The sequence below is a fragment of the Streptomyces sp. NPDC050564 genome (genome assembly GCF_044457265.1).
In the GTDB taxonomy this organism is placed as follows: Bacteria; Actinomycetota; Actinomycetes; order Streptomycetales; family Streptomycetaceae; genus Streptomyces.
The window spans coordinates 45,089-61,481 of sequence record NZ_JBITGS010000016.1 but is presented as its reverse complement, the minus strand read 5'-3'; the positions used below and the strand labels follow the sequence as shown (position 1 = coordinate 61,481).

The window sequence follows — 16,393 nt, the reverse complement described above, 5'->3', positions numbered from 1 at the left end:
TACCAGTGCGTACGTGTGTCGCTACCGGAGCGCCGGCGCCGGAACGTACGGCGCCAGATCCGCCGCCAGTTCCTCGTGCACCCGCACCTTGAGCAGCGTGCCCTCCGGGGTGTGCTCCTCGGAGATCACCTCGCCCTCGGTGTGGGCACGGGCAACCAGCTTGCCGTGCGTGTACGGCACCAGCGCCTCGATCTCGACGGAGGGACGCGGCAGCTCGTTGTCGATGAGCGCGAGCAGCTCGTCGATGCCCTTGCCGGTACGGGCCGAGACCGCGATGGAGCGCTTCTCGATCCGCATCAGCCGCTGGAGCACCAGCGGGTCGGCCGCGTCCGCCTTGTTGATCACGACGATCTCCGGTACGGCGGTGGCACCGACGTCCCTGATCACCTCGCGCACGGCGGCCAGCTGCTCCTCCGGCGCCGGGTGCGAACCGTCCACCACGTGCAGGATCAGGTCGGAGTCGCCGACCTCCTCCATGGTGGAGCGGAAGGCCTCCACCAGGTGGTGCGGCAGGTGGCGTACAAACCCGACCGTGTCGGCCAGCGTGTACAGCCGCCCGCTCGGGGTCTCGGCGCGGCGGACGGTCGGGTCCAGGGTCGCGAACAGCGCGTTCTCGACCAGCACGCCCGCGCCTGTGAGGCGGTTGAGCAGGGAGGACTTGCCTGCGTTGGTATAACCCGCGATGGCGACCGAAGGCACCTTGTTGCGTCGGCGCTCCTGGCGCTTGATCTCGCGGCCCGTCTTCATGGCCGCGATCTCCCGGCGCATCTTCGCCATCTTCTCGCGGATACGGCGCCGGTCCGTCTCGATCTTGGTCTCACCGGGACCACGGGTGGCGAGGCCGCCGCCCTTGCCGCCGCCCATCTGACGGGACAACGACTGACCCCAGCCACGCAGCCTCGGCAGCATGTACTGCATCTGCGCGAGCGCGACCTGTGCCTTGCCCTCTCGGGATTTGGCGTGCTGGGCGAAGATGTCGAGGATCAGGGCCGTACGGTCGATGACCTTGACCTTGACCACGTCTTCGAGGTGGATCAGCTGGCCGGGGCTCAGCTCACCATCACAGATCACGGTGTCGGCCCCGGTCTCCAGGACGATGTCCCGCAGCTCAAAGGCCTTGCCGGATCCGATGTACGTGGCCGCGTCGGGCTTGTCGCGGCGCTGGACGACGCCGTCGAGGACGAGCGCGCCCGCGGTCTCCGCGAGGGCTGCCAGCTCGGCGAGCGAGTTGTCCGCGTCCTGAATGGTTCCCGTGGTCCAGACACCGACGAGCACCACACGCTCCAGGCGGAGCTGTCGGTACTCGACCTCGGTGACGTCCTCGAGCTCGGTGGACAGGCCCGCCACACGGCGCAGCGCCGCACGCTCGGAGCGGTCGAACTGCTCGCCGTCCCGCTGTCCGTCGATCTCGTGGCTCCAGGCGACGTCCTCTTCCATCAGGGCATCGGCCCGAAGACCTTCGGGATAGTTCTGCGCGAAGCTCTGCGCGTCCTGGGAAGGGGAAGAAGAGGAGGTCATTGGATCCTTACGTCGATGGGGAACAGCACTGCGGCGACGGATACCACCCGTCACAGGCGATAACGTCCGAGGCTTCCGGGAGATTCCCGGATTCCGCCGCGCCAACCCTGCGAGGGGCCGCGCCGCCGACCTGAAGATGGTCGCACGGCACGGCCCGTCTCGTCACGCGAGTTATCAACGGCCTGTACGCGCTCGTCAGGAGCCCTTTCGCGCTTTCGGGGGGTCGCTCTTCCAGTCCGGGTGCCCCGGCATCGGCGGTGTCTTCTCGCCGTACAACCACGCCTGGAAGAACCCGCTCAGATCGCGGGTGGCGACGGCGGAAGCAAGGTCCACGAAGTCGGCCGTCGAGGCTGCACCGTCGCGGTGGACACTCGCCCAGGTCCGCTCCAGGCGTTCGAAGGCGGAGCGCCCGATCTCCTGGCGCAGCGCGTACAGGGCCAGCGCCGCGCCGTCGTAGACGTTCGGCCGGAAGATACTGATCTTCTGGCCCGGCTTGGGGCCCTTCGGCGCCGCGGGCGGTCCTCCTGCCGCCCGCCAGGAGTCGGACGCGCGGTAGGCCGCCTTCATACGCTCCTCCATGGGCTTGTGCGCCTTCTCCTCGGCGTACAGAGCCTCGTACCAGGTGGCGTGCCCCTCGTTGAGCCACAGGTCGGACCAGGTACGCGGGCTGACGCTGTCGCCGAACCACTGGTGCGACAGCTCGTGCACCATGATCGACTCGACGTACCACTTCGGGTACGCGGGCTCGGTGAAGAGCCCTCTCTCGAAGAGAGAGAGCGTTTGTGTCTCCAGTTCGAAGCCCGTCTGGGCCTGGGCCATCAGCAGCCCGTAGGTCTCGAAGGGGTACCGGCCGACCTTCCCCTCCATCCAGGCGATCTGGTCGGGCGTCTTCTTGAGCCACGGTTCAAGCTGCTCGCGGTCCTTGGTGGGCACCACATCGCGTACGGGCAGACCGTGCGGCCCGGTCCGGTGCAGCACGGTGGAGCGTCCGATGGACACCTGGGCCAGTTCGGTGGCCATGGGGTGCTCGGTGCGGTACGTCCAGGTGGTGGACCGGCGGGAACGTTCCGCTCCGGCCTGCAGTCCGTTGGCCACGGCGGTGTACCCGCTGGGCGCGGTCACGTGGATGGTGAACATCGCCTTGTCGGAGGGATGGTCGTTGCACGGGAAGACCAGGTGCGCGGCGTCGGCCTGGTTGGCCATGGCGAGCCCGTCCTTGGTCTGCACCCAACCGCCGTCCTGGCCCTTGGCGGCGACCGGGTCGCTGGTATGGCGCACGGTGATGCGCATCCAGCTGCCGGCGGGCACCGGCTTCTCAGGCGTCACCACCAGGTCCTCACCGGCGCGCGTGAACGTCGCAGGCGCCCCGTTGACCTGGACGGATGCCACCGTTCCGCGCGCGAAGTCGAGATTGATGCGTTCGAGCCGGGAGGACGTCACGGCGTCGATGGTGGTGACGGCGGCGAGCGGCTTGCTGTTGGTGCCGGGATAGGTGAAGGCGAGGTCGTACGACTCGACGTCGTATCCGGGGTTACCCAGGTGCGGGAAGAGGCGGTCACCGACACCGAGGGGCGCGGCCGGGACGGGGGCGCTCGCGGCGATCAGGCAGACCGAGACGGCCGAGGCGAGGAGGGCCGCCTTGATACGGCGGGGCCGGGATCGTGGGGGCCTTGGGCGGAGGGTGCGCAGCATGGACCACCGCTACCAGCGCGCGCCCGTCCCGCAGTGACGACTCGCGCCGAGACCACCCGAACGGGTCGGCAGGGGGGCCAACGAGTCGACAGGGAGACCTGGAAAGCCCGGGAAGGCCTATTGCCCGGTCGACAGGGAGACCCGGGAAGCCCGGGAAGGCCTATTGCGCCGCCGCCTGATGCTGCGCCCGGCTCACGTCGTACACCCCCGGCACATTGCGCATGGCCCGCATCAGCCCGGGAAGGTGTGCCGCGTCCGAGAGTTGGAGCGTGTATGTGTGGCGTACGCGCTGCTGGCTGGGGGGTTCGACGGTCGCCGAGACGATGGCGACGCCCTCAAGGGCGATGACTTCGGTGAGGTCGGCGAGCAGATGCGGGCGCCCGAAGGACTCGGCGACCAGCGTGACGCGGCACTCGGTGCTGTCACCCCAGCGCACGCCGACCTCTGGGCGCCCCCCACTCTTCATGCGCGCCACTCCGGCGCACTCCACGCGGTGGACCGTCACCACTCCCCCGCGCACGGCGAAGCCGGTCACCTCGTCGGGCGGTACGGGCGTACAGCAGCCCGCGAGCCGTACGGTCGCGCCGGGCTGGTCGACGACGGCATTCGCCGCGGGCCGCGCGGCGCGCACGTCCACTGTCGGCCGAGGAGTCGCGGCGGGGGCCTCCGGAGTCTCCGCGCCGCTGGGTGAGGGATGCGCGGCCATCCAGCGCTGGATGGCGATCCGCGCGGCGGGCGTGTGTGCGTGCTCCAGCCACTCTCTGGAGGGCTCGGAGGCGGGGTCCTGGCCCATGAGGAGCTGCACGGTGTCGCCGTCCTGCAGGACCGTACTCAGCGTCGCCAGACGGCCGTTGACGCGGGCGCCGATGCAGGCGTGCGCGTCCTCGCCGTACTGCGCGTACGCCGCGTCGACACAACTGGCGCCCTCGGGAAGGCCCAACGCGCCGCCGTCGGCGCGGAAGACGGTGATCTCGCGGTCCTGGGCGAGGTCTTCGCGCAGTGTGGACCAGAACGTGTCCGGGTCCGGGGCACCTTCCTGCCAGTCGAGGAGCCTGGAGAGCCAGCCCGGACGGGTGGGGTCGGCGCGCTCGCCGTCGAAGGGGCGTCCCCCGTCGCCGTCCGCCTGCTCCTCCGAAGGAGGAGCGTAGGGATTGCCGAGCGCGATGACGCCGGCCTCGGCGACCTTGTGCATCTGGTGGGTGCGGATGAGGACTTCGGCGACCTCGCCGCCGCCGCGCGCGACGGCTGTGTGCAGCGACTGGTACAGGTTGAACTTGGGGACCGCGATGAAGTCCTTGAACTCCGAGACCACCGGAGTGAGACAAGTGTGCAGTTCACCGAGGACTCCGTAGCAGTCCGCGTCCTCGTTCACGAGCACCAGGAGCCGTCCGAAGTCGGCACCGCGCAGGGGGCCGCGTTTGCGTGACACGCGGTGCACGGAGACGAAGTGGCGTGGCCTTATGAGGACTTCGGCCTGGATCCCGGCGTCGCGCAGGACCGCGCGCACCTCCTCGGCGATCTCCGCGAGTGGATCGTCCCCGCGTGCCGCATTGTCGGCGATCAGCTCCCTGGTGTGCTCGTACTCCTCGGGGTGCAGGATCGCGAAGACGAGGTCTTCCAGCTCGGTCTTGAGCGCCTGGACGCCGAGCCGTTCGGCGAGCGGGATCAGGACGTCCCGGGTCACCTTGGCGATGCGCGCCTGTTTCTCGGGGCGCATGACGCCGAGGGTCCGCATGTTGTGCAGCCGGTCCGCGAGTTTGATCGACATCACGCGGACGTCGTTGCCCGTCGCGACCAGCATCTTGCGGAACGTTTCCGGCTCGGCGGCGGCCCCGTAGTCGACCTTCTCCAGCTTGGTGACACCGTCCACCAGGTAGCAGACCTCGTCACCGAACTCCTCCCGCACCTGATCGAGCGTCACTTCCGTGTCCTCGACGGTGTCGTGGAGCAGGGATGCCGTCAACGTCGTGGTCTCCGCGCCGAGTTCGGCGAGGATCAGGGTCACGGCGAGCGGGTGCGTGATGTACGGCTCGCCGCTCTTGCGCATCTGGCCGCGATGCGAGGACTCGGCCAGGACGTAGGCCCGGCGCAGTGGCTCCAGGTCCGCGTCGGGGTGATGGGCGCGGTGTGCTTCGACCACATGGCCGATCGCGTCGGGCAGCCGGTCGCGAGCCGCGGGGCCGAGCAGCGCGGCCCGGCCCAGGCGGCGCAGGTCGATCCGCGGAAGGCCCTTCCTGCGGTGCGCTGGGGGTGCCCCCTGCTCGCGCGAGCCCGAGAGCTTGGGGGAGGGCGTGGCAGGACCTGGCGTCGCGGGATTCGTCGCCTCCGCACTCATGGGCACCTCCGGCTGCGTAGACCGGCGGACGGGTGCCCCATGGCGTACACGGCTCAGGGGATGGCATCGATCCCCCGTCCGGGCCGGTGCTTGATGCTACCGAGCCCACCACGCCCGGTTGACCGCCTCTCGCCGAGCGTGAAACGGATCACCCATTCGAGCGAAGGATCAGGGGTTTACGGTTTCGAACTCTTGGAAGAGGCGGGGGTCCGCCTCCTGGCTCCGGACAGGGGAAGCGGGGCGCTGTGCCAGAGGCTCACGGTTGCACGTCGTCAAACCCGAGGCGCACTGGCTGGGCGCGTCGTGGGCCGGGAGGCGCGGCGCCGCGTCTCACAGAGGCTCAGAAATACGCGGCGGCATATGCCGGCAACGCCCAGGAGCGCGCGGCGCGCTATGCCGGCAACGTTCAGGAGCGGCGCCGCCCTACCGCCGGGAACGCTCAGTGGCGCGCGGTGTCGAGCCACTCCGCGTCGATCTCGCCCTCAGCGACGATCACCGCGGGCCCCGTCATCTCGATCTCGCCGTCCGCGCGCTCGGTGATCACCAGGCGCCCGCCGGGTACGTCGACGATGTACGTCGCCGGAGCCCCGGTCATGGCCGGGTCGGTGCCGTCGCGGCGGGCCGCGGCGACAGCCACGGCGCACGCGCCCGTGCCGCACGAGCGGGTCTCTCCGGCGCCGCGCTCATGGACACGCAGGGCCACGTGACGCGGACCCCTGTCGACCACGAACTCGACATTGACCCCGTCCGGGTACGCCGACGCCGGGCTGAACGGCGGCGGCGTGAACAGATCGCCGGCGTGCGCGAGGTCGTCCACGAAGGCGACGGCGTGCGGGTTGCCCATGTTGACGTTGAGCGCGGGCCAGCTGCGCTCTCCGACACTCACGGTGACGTCCCCTTCGGGGAGGAGCGCCTTGCCCATGCCGACCGTCACGTCACCTTCCTTGACGAGGTGCACGCTCTTCACGCCCCCACGCGTGGCGATCGCGATGTCCCCTTCGGCCACATGACCGGCACGCTGGAGGTAGTGCGCGAACACACGGACTCCATTGCCGCACATCTCGGCGATCGAGCCGTCGCCGTTGCGGTAATCCATGAACCACTCCGCCTCGGCCGCCATCTCCCTGGCCTCGGGGTGCGCGGCGGACCGTACGACATGCAGCAGACCGTCACCGCCGATGCCCGCACGACGGTCGCACAGGGCCGCGACCGCGGTCGGGGGCAGGTCGATGACATTCTCCGGGTCCGGGATGATCACGAAGTCGTTCTCGGTCCCGTGGCCCTTGAGGAAGGCGATCCGCGTGCTCATTCCTCGATCGTACGGGGTCGGTACGACACTCCGGCCCACGTGGGGGCGTCTGCGGAGCACCGCCAGGAGGACGGGGTGGGCCTGGACGAAGGGGATGCACGGCCGGGCCCTGCCTCGGGTTCGGCGCAGCCGGGCCGCGCCTCGGAGTCGGCACAGTCGGAGCGCGCCTCGGAGTCAGCGCAGCCGGGCCACGCGCCACACGGCGAGCACCGCCACCGCCGCGACCACCACGACGTACGCGATCACCACCCGCCAGTCCGGACGGCGGCCGGAGCCACGCTGCGGGAACCCCGGCCAGGTGTAGCCGACGCGGCGGGCCGCCATCATGCCCCAGCCCGCGGCGCACGAGCAGATCAGCAGGCCGAGCATGGCGACCACGGCACCGCCGTCACCGAACTCGAAGGCCAGCGGGAAGGCGAACATCAGCGAGCCTGTCGCGGCCAGCGTCACGATGGGCGCGAGCTGCCAGATGCGCAGCCGACGCTGCGGGCGCAATTCGACCTCGACCTCGGGTCCCGGGGACATCTCGCCGGGCCCGGGGCCGTCGGCGGTCACCCCGCCGGGGGTGTCCTCGGGCCCGTCCGAGCTCAGACGCTCCCCGCCCAGACCTGTCTCGTCGCCCGGATCGATACCCAGACGATCTCCGTCCGGATCGGCACCGTGCTCAGCGTCTCGTGCAGTGTCGCGAGGGCCGGCCTCCATCGCCACGCGCCCTCCCAACTCGGACTTCACTGGTCGATCGAAGCTCGATGATGGCACGCCGCCGGAGGCCGGGATGACGGCCGGAGCGTCCCGATGCCATGACGTGATCAGGCTGTAACCGGTCGTTCGACCAACGCCATTGCAAGCTCGGGCAGTTCCGTGAGATCCGCCTCAGCCCCACTGAGCCAATGCACCCGAGGGTCGCGCCGGAACCACGAATCCTGGCGGCGCGCGAAGCGCTTGGTGGCGCGTACGGTCTCGGCCCGCGCCTCTTCCTCGGTGCAATCCCCCGCGAGCGCCGCGAGGACCTGCTGATACCCGAGCGCGCGTGATGCCGTGCGCCCCTCACGCAAGCCCTGCGCCTCAAGGGCGCGCACCTCGTCGACGAGCCCGGCCGTCCACATCCGGTCGACCCGGCGCGCGATGCGCTCGTCGAGTTCGGGGCGCGCGACGTCGACGCCGATCTGGAGGGTGTCGTACACCGAGTCGTGGCCCGGGAGGTTCGCTGTGAAGGGCTTGCCGGTGATCTCGATGACTTCGAGGGCGCGGACGATACGGCGGCCGTTGCTCGGCAGGATCGCGTGGGCGGCCTCGGGGTCCGCCATCGCCAGACGCGCGTGCAGTGCGCCGGAGCCGCGCAGTGTGAGCTCCTCCTCCAGCCGGGCCCGTACCTCGGGGTCCGTACCGGGGAACTCCAGGTTGTCGACAGCCCCACGGACATACAGCCCGGAGCCGCCCACCAGGATCGGCCAGTGGCCCTCGGCGAGCAGCGCGTCGATGCGGGCACGGGCGAGCCGCTGGTACTCGGCGACGCTGGCCGTGACCGTCACGTCCCAGATGTCCAGGAGGTGGTGCGCGATCCCTCCGCGCTCCTCGGGCGTCAGCTTGGCGGTGCCGATGTCCATCCCTCGGTACAACTGCATGGAGTCGGCGTTGACGACCTCTCCTCCGAGACGTTGGGCGAGGAAAACGCCCAGATCGGACTTTCCTGCCGCGGTCGGTCCGACGACTGCGATGACCCGGGGGGCGGGGGGTGCGCTACTCACCGTCCCAGTCTCGCAAACCCCACCCCCTCTCCTCGAACGAGTTACGTGACGCCACGCGTCCGGCCTCGTTGCCTGTTGCGAGGTTCCAGCCGCCGGTTTTCGAGGACCGGTGACCCGGGCGACGCAATGGGACGCACTGGGTGACGCGGGATTTCGCCCTCACGAGTAACGTATGGAGTGGATATGGGCGTTTTTGCACGACTTCTCCGGAGGTCGAAGGCTACGGAGGAGGCGTCAACCGCCGAGGCGCAGGCCGACCCACAGACGGCCGAGACCGAGGCGGAGGTGGCGGAGCAAGCGAAGGGTTCGTCCCCGACCGAGGGTGAGGCGACGGCGGAGGAGACCGCCGAGGCCGCCACCGCGGAGGACGTCGACATCCCCCAGCAGCAGACCGCCGAGAAGGCCGCCGACAACGAGGCCGGTGAGGGCGCCCGCAAGTAACTGCCCCGCGAGGGAAGGTGAACCATGGGTCTCCTGGACAATCTCAAGGCCAAGCTGGCGCCTGCCAAGGACAAGGTGTCGGACCTCGCGCAGCAGCACGGGGACAAGGTCACTCACGGTCTCGACAAGGCCGCGAAGGTGGTCGACGACAAGACCAAGCACAAGTACAGCGACAAGATCCAGTCGGGCACGGGCAAGGCGAAGGGCGCCATGGACCGACTCGCGCACAAAGACAGTGACGGCGCCACGCCCCCGCCGGACGCGCCAACAACGCCTCCGGCTTCCTGAGCGACACACATCGGCGGACGGCTGCGGAGCCCCCAGGGCTCCCGGCCGTCCGCCGTGTTCACGTTCCTGCAGTCCCAAGGGGTCGAGTCCGCTCCGGGCCGTGTTCAGGCTCCCGGTGCCCAGTCCGCTCATGGCGGCATGCGGGCCGGTGACGCCCAGGACGGCCGAGCCCGGCCAGTGCCGCATTCGGGCCGGTAAGGCCCCAGACGGCCCAGCCCGCACAGGGATGTGTCGCCGGGCTCGGGCCCGTACGGCCCAAGGAGCCGCAACTTTCCGAGAAGGCCCGCTACGACCAGGCCGCCACCAGATACCCCACCCCGTACGGCGCATCGTCGTAGAGCAGCGCGCCGCCCAGCCCCGCGCCCTCGGCCGCGCCCGCGAGGACCTGCCAGGGGGCTCGCCCCGAGACCTTCAGCTCTTGCGCCAGTTCGGCGTCCAGCGCCTCGAGGGCCGTCACGTCCGCCGCGCCCAGCGCACGCGCGATCTCCGCGTCGAAGCCTGCGGCGCGCTCGTCGAGATAGCCCGGCGCCTTGAGCGTCCGGCACGCGCTGGCGTCGCCCATCACCAGCAATGCCACCCTCTCGGCCCGGCCACCGATTTCCCCTCCGACTTGGATACACCGCTCGGCCTCGAGAGGTTCCCCCACCCCGAGACCTTCGACAGGCGCGTCGGACCAACCCGTCCGTTCCAGCAGCCACGCGGCGACAGCGAGCGAAGGCGGAAGCTCACGTGCCGAACGCTCCGCCGCCCCTGGACCCGGCCTGTCTCCCCCGAGGCGTACGTCGAGATCGACACCGAATCCGCGGAACGAGCCCCGGGTGCCTTCTGGGTGCGGTCCGCGCCCGCTCTGCTCGGTGGGGCCCACGACGACCAGCAGGTCGGGGCGGGAGGCGGCGAGCACGCCCAGTGCGTCCGTGCACGCCGCGCGCGCGGCATCCAGCTCGGGCGCCGCACCGGCGGCGACCTGGGGGACGAGCAGCGGCGGACAGGGGCAGACTGCGGCGGCTACAAGCATGATCGGCAGCGTAACGCGCTCAGTAGGTGATCTGTCCCGAGTCCCACTCCAGCTCGGTGAGCATGAAGTGGTACGTGAACACACCGCCGGCCGCGCCGTCGCCGATGAGCATCCAGCCGTCACCGGTGCGCTACCGCCGTCTCCCCACCGGGTACAGCCGGCGCTTGGGGCGGTACAGCCGTACGAGCTCGCCGAACCGTGCCACGGCCTCCCCGTGCGTGCCGTCGACCGTCGCCATCAGTTCGTACTGCCTGCGCAACGGCCCCTCACCGGGTGGCTTGTCCAGCAGCAGTGCCCAGCGAGCCGTTCGCCCGTCCCCCGTCCCCCGTCGTCAACGCTCGCTCCGTCAGTCGCAGCCGCACCCGCTGCCCGTGGCCACCGGCAGCGGCTCCGGAGCCCCGATCTTCGGCAACCCGAGCATGACGCCCGCCGGCTTCGCCGCCTCGGCGGCGTTGCGCTTCTCCCAGGCATCGCCCGCGCGCGTGCGGCGCACGTTCAGGACCGCGCCCTCGGCGAGCAGATGGTGCGGGGCGGCGTACGTGATCTCGACGGTGACCACGTCGCCGGGGCGCACCTCTTGGTCGGGCTTGGTGAAGTGGACCAGGCGATTGTCGGGCGCGCGACCGGAGAGACGGTGCGTGGCCCCGTCCTTGCGGCCCTCGCCCTCGGCGACCATCAGCTCCAGGGTGCGGCCGACCTGCTTCTTGTTCTCGTCCCAGGAGATCTCCTCCTGGAGGGCGACGAGACGCTCGTAGCGCGCCTGGACGACCTCCTTGGGGATCTGCCCCTCCATGGTGGCCGCGGGCGTTCCGGGGCGCTTGGAGTACTGGAAGGTGAACGCCTGGGTGAAGCGGGCCTCGCGGACCACGTGCATCGTCTGCTCGAAGTCCTCCTCGGTCTCGCCGGGGAAGCCCACGATGATGTCGGTGGTGATCGCGGCGTGCGGGATGGCCGCCCGGACCTTCTCGATGATGCCCAGGTAGCGGTCCTGGCGGTACGAGCGGCGCATCGCCTTCAGGACGGTGTCGGAGCCGGACTGAAGCGGCATGTGCAGCTGCGGCATCACGGTCGGTGTCTCGGCCATGGCGGCGATCACGTCGTCCGTGAAGTCGCGCGGGTGCGGCGAGGTGAAGCGGACACGCTCCAGGCCCTCGATCTGCCCGCAGGCCCGCAGCAGCTTGCTGAAGGCCTCGCGGTCGCCGATGTCGCTCCCGTAAGCGTTTACGTTCTGCCCGAGCAGCGTGATCTCGGAGACGCCCTCGCCGACCAGGGCCTCGATCTCGGCCAGGATGTCGCCGGTCCTGCGGTCCTTCTCCTTGCCGCGCAGCGCGGGGACGATGCAGAAGGTGCAGGTGTTGTTGCAGCCGACCGAAATGGAGACCCAGGCGGCGTACGCACTCTCGCGGCGGGTCGGCAGCGTCGACGGGAACGCCTCGAGCGACTCGGCGATCTCGACCTGCGCCTCTTCCTGTACGCGGGCGCGCTCCAGGAGGACCGGGAGCTTGCCGATGTTGTGCGTCCCGAAGACGACGTCCACCCAGGGCGCCTTCTTCACGATGGTGTCGCGGTCCTTCTGCGCGAGACAGCCACCGACGGCGATCTGCATCCCGGGGCGCTTCGTCTTCATCGGGGCGAGGCGGCCGAGGTTGCCGTACAGCCGGTTGTCGGCGTTCTCCCGTACGGCGCAGGTGTTGAAGACGACCACGTCCGCGTCGCCGTCCGAACCCTCGGGGGCGCGCACGTAACCGGCGTCTTCGAGGAGCCCGGAGAGCCGTTCGGAGTCGTGGACGTTCATCTGGCACCCGTAGGTGCGCACTTCGTACGTCTTGGATTGCTGAACGTCCACTGCCTGACTCCGGTCGCCGCTGCTCATGTGACAAGGGTAGGCGGTAGCGGGAGGGGGTCCTGTCCCGGTGCGGACTCACCCCCGTAGTGAGCGTGCCGTCACGCCGTCCCGTTCCCGCAGCAGGGTGCGCAGGACGCCGGGATTCTCGTAGCCGACGCGGCGGGCCACCGGCGCCATGGGCAGGTCGACAGCACTCACGACGGCAAGCTGTACGCGCACGGGACGACGACGCGGCCGAAGGCGGCGACAACGGCGACAGCCGAGAGCGGCGGCCAAAGGGGGCGACAACCGCGACAGCGACTCGGTGCTACGCGTCCGCCGCACTCCAGCCCTGGCGCCGCAGGACCTCCGAGACGTCCGGGGCACGGTAGTGGTCCCCCTTGAGGACCTTGCCGTCGGCCCTGCGGGCGACCCCGCCGTCGGGGCCCAGTTTCGTCATATTGGAGCTGTGGACCTCGGCGATCACCGCGTCGAGGTCGATCCCGTGGACGAGCGCCGTCCCGTAAGCCACGTACACGACGTCAGCCAGTTCGTGCGCCAGCCGGTCGAGCGGGCCGGTGACCGAGACCTCGGCGACTTCGGCGGCCTCCTCGGCGAGCAGTTCGCCGCGGTGGGCCGCCAGCTCCGAGGACACCTCTGTCGGCACGGTGCGGGCGTCGAGGCCGAAAGCGAGGTGGAATTCACGGACCAGCGAGACGGGAGAGGGCTGCATCCGCCGACCCTATCGATCCACCGAGGTCCCCCGGCGAGGACGGCGACCCCGGTCGATGAGCCCGCCCTGGTCAGGACCGCCCCCCAGTGCCGCGTCAGCCAAGGTTCGCCCCGTCGCGACGCCCGGCACGCTCCCCCACTGCCTTAAGGGCGTGGGAGCTGCCCCCACTCGCCGCACCGGCCGAAAGCCCAAGTACATCCAGTACGAGGACTTCCGGCCGGCACTCCCCCAGCCTTCGGCCGGGGCCCCCAGAGCACGCACCGGACGCCGCTCCTTAACGGGCAAACCTTGGCTGACGCGGCACTAGCTGGCAGGATCGCGCGCATGCTCCAGGCACTCCCCCGTATCGGCCGGCGCCGCGCGCTGCTCGGCTCGGCGGCCGCTTTCGCGGTCTTCGGGCTGCTGCTGTGGTGGCTGCTGCCGGGCGAGGAGTCGCCCAGCGGGACGATCACGTTCAGCACGGGCACGCCGACCGGGGTCTACCAGAAGTACGGCACGCTCCTTCAGGGCGCCATCGCCAAGGACATGCCGCGCGTGGACGTGCGGCTGCTGAACAGCGACGGGTCGCAGGAGAACGTACGGCGTGTGGCGACCGGGAAGGCCGACTTCACCATCGCGGCGGCCGATGCGGTGGAGACGTACATACTCGAGAACAAGCCGGGAGCGGGTCGGCTGCGCGGCTGCGCCCGGCTCTACGACGACTATGTGCACCTGGTGGTCCCGCGCTCGTCGTCCGTGAAATCCGTGGCGGACCTGCGGGGCAGGACGGTCGCCGTGGGACCGAGTGGTTCCGGGGTGCGGCTGATAGCCAACCATGTGCTCCAGGCAGCCGGACTCGACCCCGAGAGCGACATCGAGCCGCGGGCCGACGGCATCGCGACCATGCCCGACCTTCTCAAGCGACACAAGATCGACGCCTTCTTCTGGTCCGGCGGCCTGCCTACGAGTGCGGTGCTGGAGCTCTCGAAGACCTACGACATCAGGCTCGTGTCGATCGGGGGCGACCTCATCAAGAAGCTGCACGAGCAGGGCGGCGCCTCGCGCTACTACCGGGCCGCCGTGATGCCCGCCGACGCCTACCCCAGGGCACAGCGCGGCGCGTCGGTGCAGACGCTGGCCGTCGCCAACTACCTGATCACACGGGAGGACGCGGACGCGAAGCTCACCGAGGAGCTCACCCGCACAGTCATCGCCAGTCGCGACCACATCGGCGCCGTGGTGCACGCGGCGCAGCTGGTGGATCTGCGCACGGCCATCTACACCGATCCGCTGCCGCTGCACGAGGGCGCGCGACGCTACTACCGGTCGATCAAGCCGTAGCCGCTCGCACCTCGTGGTCGCTCCCCGGCGAGGGGCCTCAGGAGGCCGGCCCCGTCCTCGGCACCGTCACCGTCACCCGCAGGCCGTGCGGCTCGTGATGGGCGTACGCGATGGAGCCGCCACCCGCCGCGAGCAGCACGCGTGAGATGGACAGACCGAGGCCCGAGCCCTTGATGTTCTGGTGCCCCGCGCTGCGCCAGAAGCGGTCGCCGATGCGGGCCAGGTCCTCGTCGCTGAGGCCGGGGCCGCCGTCGGTGACCACGACGGTCGAGACCTCGCCGTTCGAGGCGACCTTCACCTCGACGCTCTCCCCCTCGGGCGTGAACTTCAGCGCGTTGTCGATGACCGCGTCCAGGGCGCTGGACAGCGTGACCGGGTCGGCCCAGGCGGTGGTGGCCGGGCAGGTCCCGGCCAGCCGTACGCCCTTGTTCTCGGCGAGCGGCTGCCAGGACGACACACGCTCGGCCGTCAACGCGCCGATGTCGGTGAGCCGCAGATCCGCCTCGGCGTGCTCGGCGAGCGCCAGGTCGAGGAGGTCGTCGAGGACCTGGGCGAGGCGCTTGCCCTCGGTACGGACCGAGGCGATCTCCTCATTTCCCTCCGGCAGTTCCAGGGCGAGCAGCTCGATGCGCAGCAGCAGCGCCGAGAGCGGGTTGCGCAGCTGGTGCGAGGCGTCGGCGACGAAGGCGCGCTGCTGCTCCAGCACATCTTCGACGTTGTCCGCCATCTCGTTGAACGACCGGGCCAGGCGCCGGAGTTCCGGCGGACCGCCGGCGGCCGCGACCCGGGACTTCAGGCGTCCGGTCGCGATGTCGTGGGTGGTGGCGTCGAGGACGCGTACGGGTCTGAGCACCCACCCGGTGAGGCGCAGCGCGGCGCCGAGGGCGATGAGCATCGCGGCGATCTCGCCCGCGCCGATGAGCAGCCAGCCACGAAGGATCTTCGAACGCATCTGCCCGGTGGGCGAGTCGGTGACGACGACGGCGATGACGTCGCCGTCCCTGATGACCGGGGAGGCCACGACGAGACGGTGGCGCTGCCAGGGCCAGACCTGCTCCGGGTCGTGGCTGCGGCGGCTGAAGAGCGCCTCGTTGAATGCGTCGCGCCCTTCACCGGTCTTGGGGAGGAACCAGTTCGTCGGGGCGTTGGCCATGGGCCTGTCGTTGCGGTAAAAGACGCCGGCCTTTATGCCGTACACGCCGTAGTAGCGGGCGAGTTCCTTGTTCAGGGTCTCGCGGCGTTCGTCGGAGCCGGTCGGCGAATCGGTGACGAACTGGGCGAGGGCAGCGAAGCGCGCCGTGTCGTCGATGCGGTCGACGACCACCCGCTGCTGCTGAGCGGCCGCGACACTCACGGCGAGCGGCAGGCCGAGCGCGAGCAGCACGGCCGCCATCAGGACGATGAGCAGGGGGAGAAGGCGAGTGCGCACCCGTGCCCGCTATGCCGCAGGGGCGACGAGCCGGTACCCGACGCCGCGCACGGTCTCGATCAGCGCCGGCATGCGCAGCTTGGAGCGCAGGGACGCGACATGCACCTCCAGCGTGCGCCCGGTCCCCTCCCAACTGGTGCGCCATACCTCGCTGATGATCTGTTCCCGGCGGAACACGACTCCGGGGCGCTGGGCCAGCAGCGCGAGAAGGTCGAACTCCTTGCGGGTCAGTTGGACAACCAAACCGTGGACGGTGACCTGACGGTTGGGGAGCTCGATGTGCACGGGGCCGAGCTTCAGCGCGGTGTCGCCGGGGGCCGCGGCGTCGTCGGGCACGCTGCGCCGGCTGACGGCGTGGATACGGGCGAGCAGCTCCCCCGTGTCGTACGGCTTCACCACGTAGTCGTCGGCGCCGAGGTTGAGGCCGTGGATCCGGGAGCGTACGTCCGCGCGCGCGGTGACCATGATCACCGGGGTGCTGGTCCGCTTGCGGATCTTTCCGCAGACCTCGTAGCCGTCCTGGTCGGGCAGGCCGAGGTCGAGCAGCACGACGCCGAAACCGTCGCTCTCCGGGACCAGCGCCTGCAGGGCTTCCTCGCCGCTGCGGGCGTGCGTGACGTCGAAGCCGTGCCGCGCCAGCACCGCGGACAGGGCGGCGGCGACATGGTTGTCGTCCTCGACGAGGAGCAGTCGCATTTCGGCCCCCTCCGGTTCATCGGTCGTACGGTCTCGGCTTGTAG

Annotated in this window: 16 protein-coding genes; 3 read left to right on the top strand and 13 right to left on the bottom strand. The window is 70.3% G+C overall.

Annotated elements, in window-relative coordinates:
• Positions 1 to 21 precede the first annotated feature (21 nt).
• The 6 genes from hflX to miaA form a co-directional block, all read right to left on the bottom strand.
• Complete coding sequence (hflX, locus tag ACIBK0_RS25205; RefSeq protein ID WP_399084116.1) at positions 22 to 1,518, bottom strand: GTPase HflX; 1,497 nt, start codon at positions 1,516 to 1,518, stop codon at positions 22 to 24.
• Between the two features lie 195 nt (positions 1,519 to 1,713).
• Entirely contained in the window at positions 1,714 to 3,210 is a 1,497-nt protein-coding gene (locus ACIBK0_RS25200) for a M1 family metallopeptidase (protein ID WP_399084113.1), read from the bottom strand.
• Between the two features lie 160 nt (positions 3,211 to 3,370).
• Positions 3,371 to 5,545 (bottom strand): RelA/SpoT family protein, encoded by a 2,175-nt coding sequence (locus ACIBK0_RS25195; protein WP_399084110.1) that lies wholly within the window; start codon positions 5,543 to 5,545, stop codon positions 3,371 to 3,373.
• A gap of 439 nt (positions 5,546 to 5,984) precedes the next feature.
• On the bottom strand, positions 5,985 to 6,854 hold the full coding sequence (gene dapF, locus ACIBK0_RS25190) for a diaminopimelate epimerase (protein ID WP_399084107.1): 870 nt from the start codon (positions 6,852 to 6,854) through the stop codon (positions 5,985 to 5,987).
• Between the two features lie 174 nt (positions 6,855 to 7,028).
• The gene (locus tag ACIBK0_RS25185) at positions 7,029 to 7,556 is read right to left on the bottom strand and encodes a hypothetical protein (RefSeq protein ID WP_399084528.1); all 528 of its coding nucleotides are present in this window, start codon (positions 7,554 to 7,556) and stop codon (positions 7,029 to 7,031) included.
• Positions 7,557 to 7,663: 107 nt separating this feature from the next.
• Positions 7,664 to 8,602, bottom strand: a complete 939-nt coding sequence (gene miaA / locus ACIBK0_RS25180) for a tRNA (adenosine(37)-N6)-dimethylallyltransferase MiaA (protein WP_399084104.1) — start codon at positions 8,600 to 8,602, stop codon at positions 7,664 to 7,666.
• A gap of 183 nt (positions 8,603 to 8,785) precedes the next feature.
• Here miaA and ACIBK0_RS25175 point away from each other — a divergent pair, with 183 nt between their 5' ends.
• Together ACIBK0_RS25175 and ACIBK0_RS25170 are read left to right on the top strand one after the other, a co-directional pair.
• Positions 8,786 to 9,043: a hypothetical protein gene (locus tag ACIBK0_RS25175; RefSeq protein WP_399084101.1), complete on the top strand. Its 258-nt coding sequence runs from the start codon at positions 8,786 to 8,788 to the stop codon at positions 9,041 to 9,043.
• Between the two features lie 24 nt (positions 9,044 to 9,067).
• Positions 9,068 to 9,331, top strand: coding sequence for an antitoxin (locus ACIBK0_RS25170; protein ID WP_399084098.1), 264 nt, complete (start codon positions 9,068 to 9,070; stop codon positions 9,329 to 9,331).
• Positions 9,332 to 9,617: 286 nt separating this feature from the next.
• Here ACIBK0_RS25170 and ACIBK0_RS25165 read toward each other — a convergent pair whose 3' ends face one another.
• The 5 genes from ACIBK0_RS25165 to ACIBK0_RS25145 all read right to left on the bottom strand — a co-directional run bounded on the left by ACIBK0_RS25165 (position 9,618) and on the right by ACIBK0_RS25145 (position 12,904).
• Positions 9,618 to 10,346, bottom strand: coding sequence for a class III extradiol dioxygenase subunit B-like domain-containing protein (locus tag ACIBK0_RS25165; RefSeq protein ID WP_399084095.1), 729 nt, complete (start codon positions 10,344 to 10,346; stop codon positions 9,618 to 9,620).
• Between the two features lie 130 nt (positions 10,347 to 10,476).
• On the bottom strand, positions 10,477 to 10,605 hold the full coding sequence (locus tag ACIBK0_RS25160) for a hypothetical protein (protein WP_399084092.1): 129 nt from the start codon (positions 10,603 to 10,605) through the stop codon (positions 10,477 to 10,479).
• Positions 10,606 to 10,692: 87 nt separating this feature from the next.
• The gene (gene miaB / locus ACIBK0_RS25155) at positions 10,693 to 12,219 is read right to left on the bottom strand and encodes a tRNA (N6-isopentenyl adenosine(37)-C2)-methylthiotransferase MiaB (RefSeq protein ID WP_399084089.1); all 1,527 of its coding nucleotides are present in this window, start codon (positions 12,217 to 12,219) and stop codon (positions 10,693 to 10,695) included.
• 48 nt (positions 12,220 to 12,267) lie between these two features.
• Positions 12,268 to 12,390: a hypothetical protein gene (locus ACIBK0_RS25150; RefSeq protein WP_399084086.1), complete on the bottom strand. Its 123-nt coding sequence runs from the start codon at positions 12,388 to 12,390 to the stop codon at positions 12,268 to 12,270.
• Between the two features lie 109 nt (positions 12,391 to 12,499).
• Complete coding sequence (locus tag ACIBK0_RS25145; protein WP_399084083.1) at positions 12,500 to 12,904, bottom strand: MazG nucleotide pyrophosphohydrolase domain-containing protein; 405 nt, start codon at positions 12,902 to 12,904, stop codon at positions 12,500 to 12,502.
• A gap of 324 nt (positions 12,905 to 13,228) precedes the next feature.
• Here ACIBK0_RS25145 and ACIBK0_RS25140 point away from each other — a divergent pair, with 324 nt between their 5' ends.
• Positions 13,229 to 14,224 (top strand): TAXI family TRAP transporter solute-binding subunit, encoded by a 996-nt coding sequence (locus ACIBK0_RS25140; RefSeq protein ID WP_399084080.1) that lies wholly within the window; start codon positions 13,229 to 13,231, stop codon positions 14,222 to 14,224.
• 37 nt (positions 14,225 to 14,261) lie between these two features.
• Here ACIBK0_RS25140 and ACIBK0_RS25135 read toward each other — a convergent pair whose 3' ends face one another.
• Positions 14,262 to 15,653 carry an ATP-binding protein gene (locus ACIBK0_RS25135; RefSeq protein WP_399084077.1) on the bottom strand — a complete coding sequence of 464 codons (1,392 nt, stop codon included), beginning with the start codon at positions 15,651 to 15,653 and terminating at the stop codon, positions 14,262 to 14,264.
• Between the two features lie 9 nt (positions 15,654 to 15,662).
• Entirely contained in the window at positions 15,663 to 16,349 is a 687-nt protein-coding gene (locus ACIBK0_RS25130) for a response regulator transcription factor (RefSeq protein WP_399084075.1), read from the bottom strand.
• Positions 16,350 to 16,393: the final 44 nt, after the last annotated feature.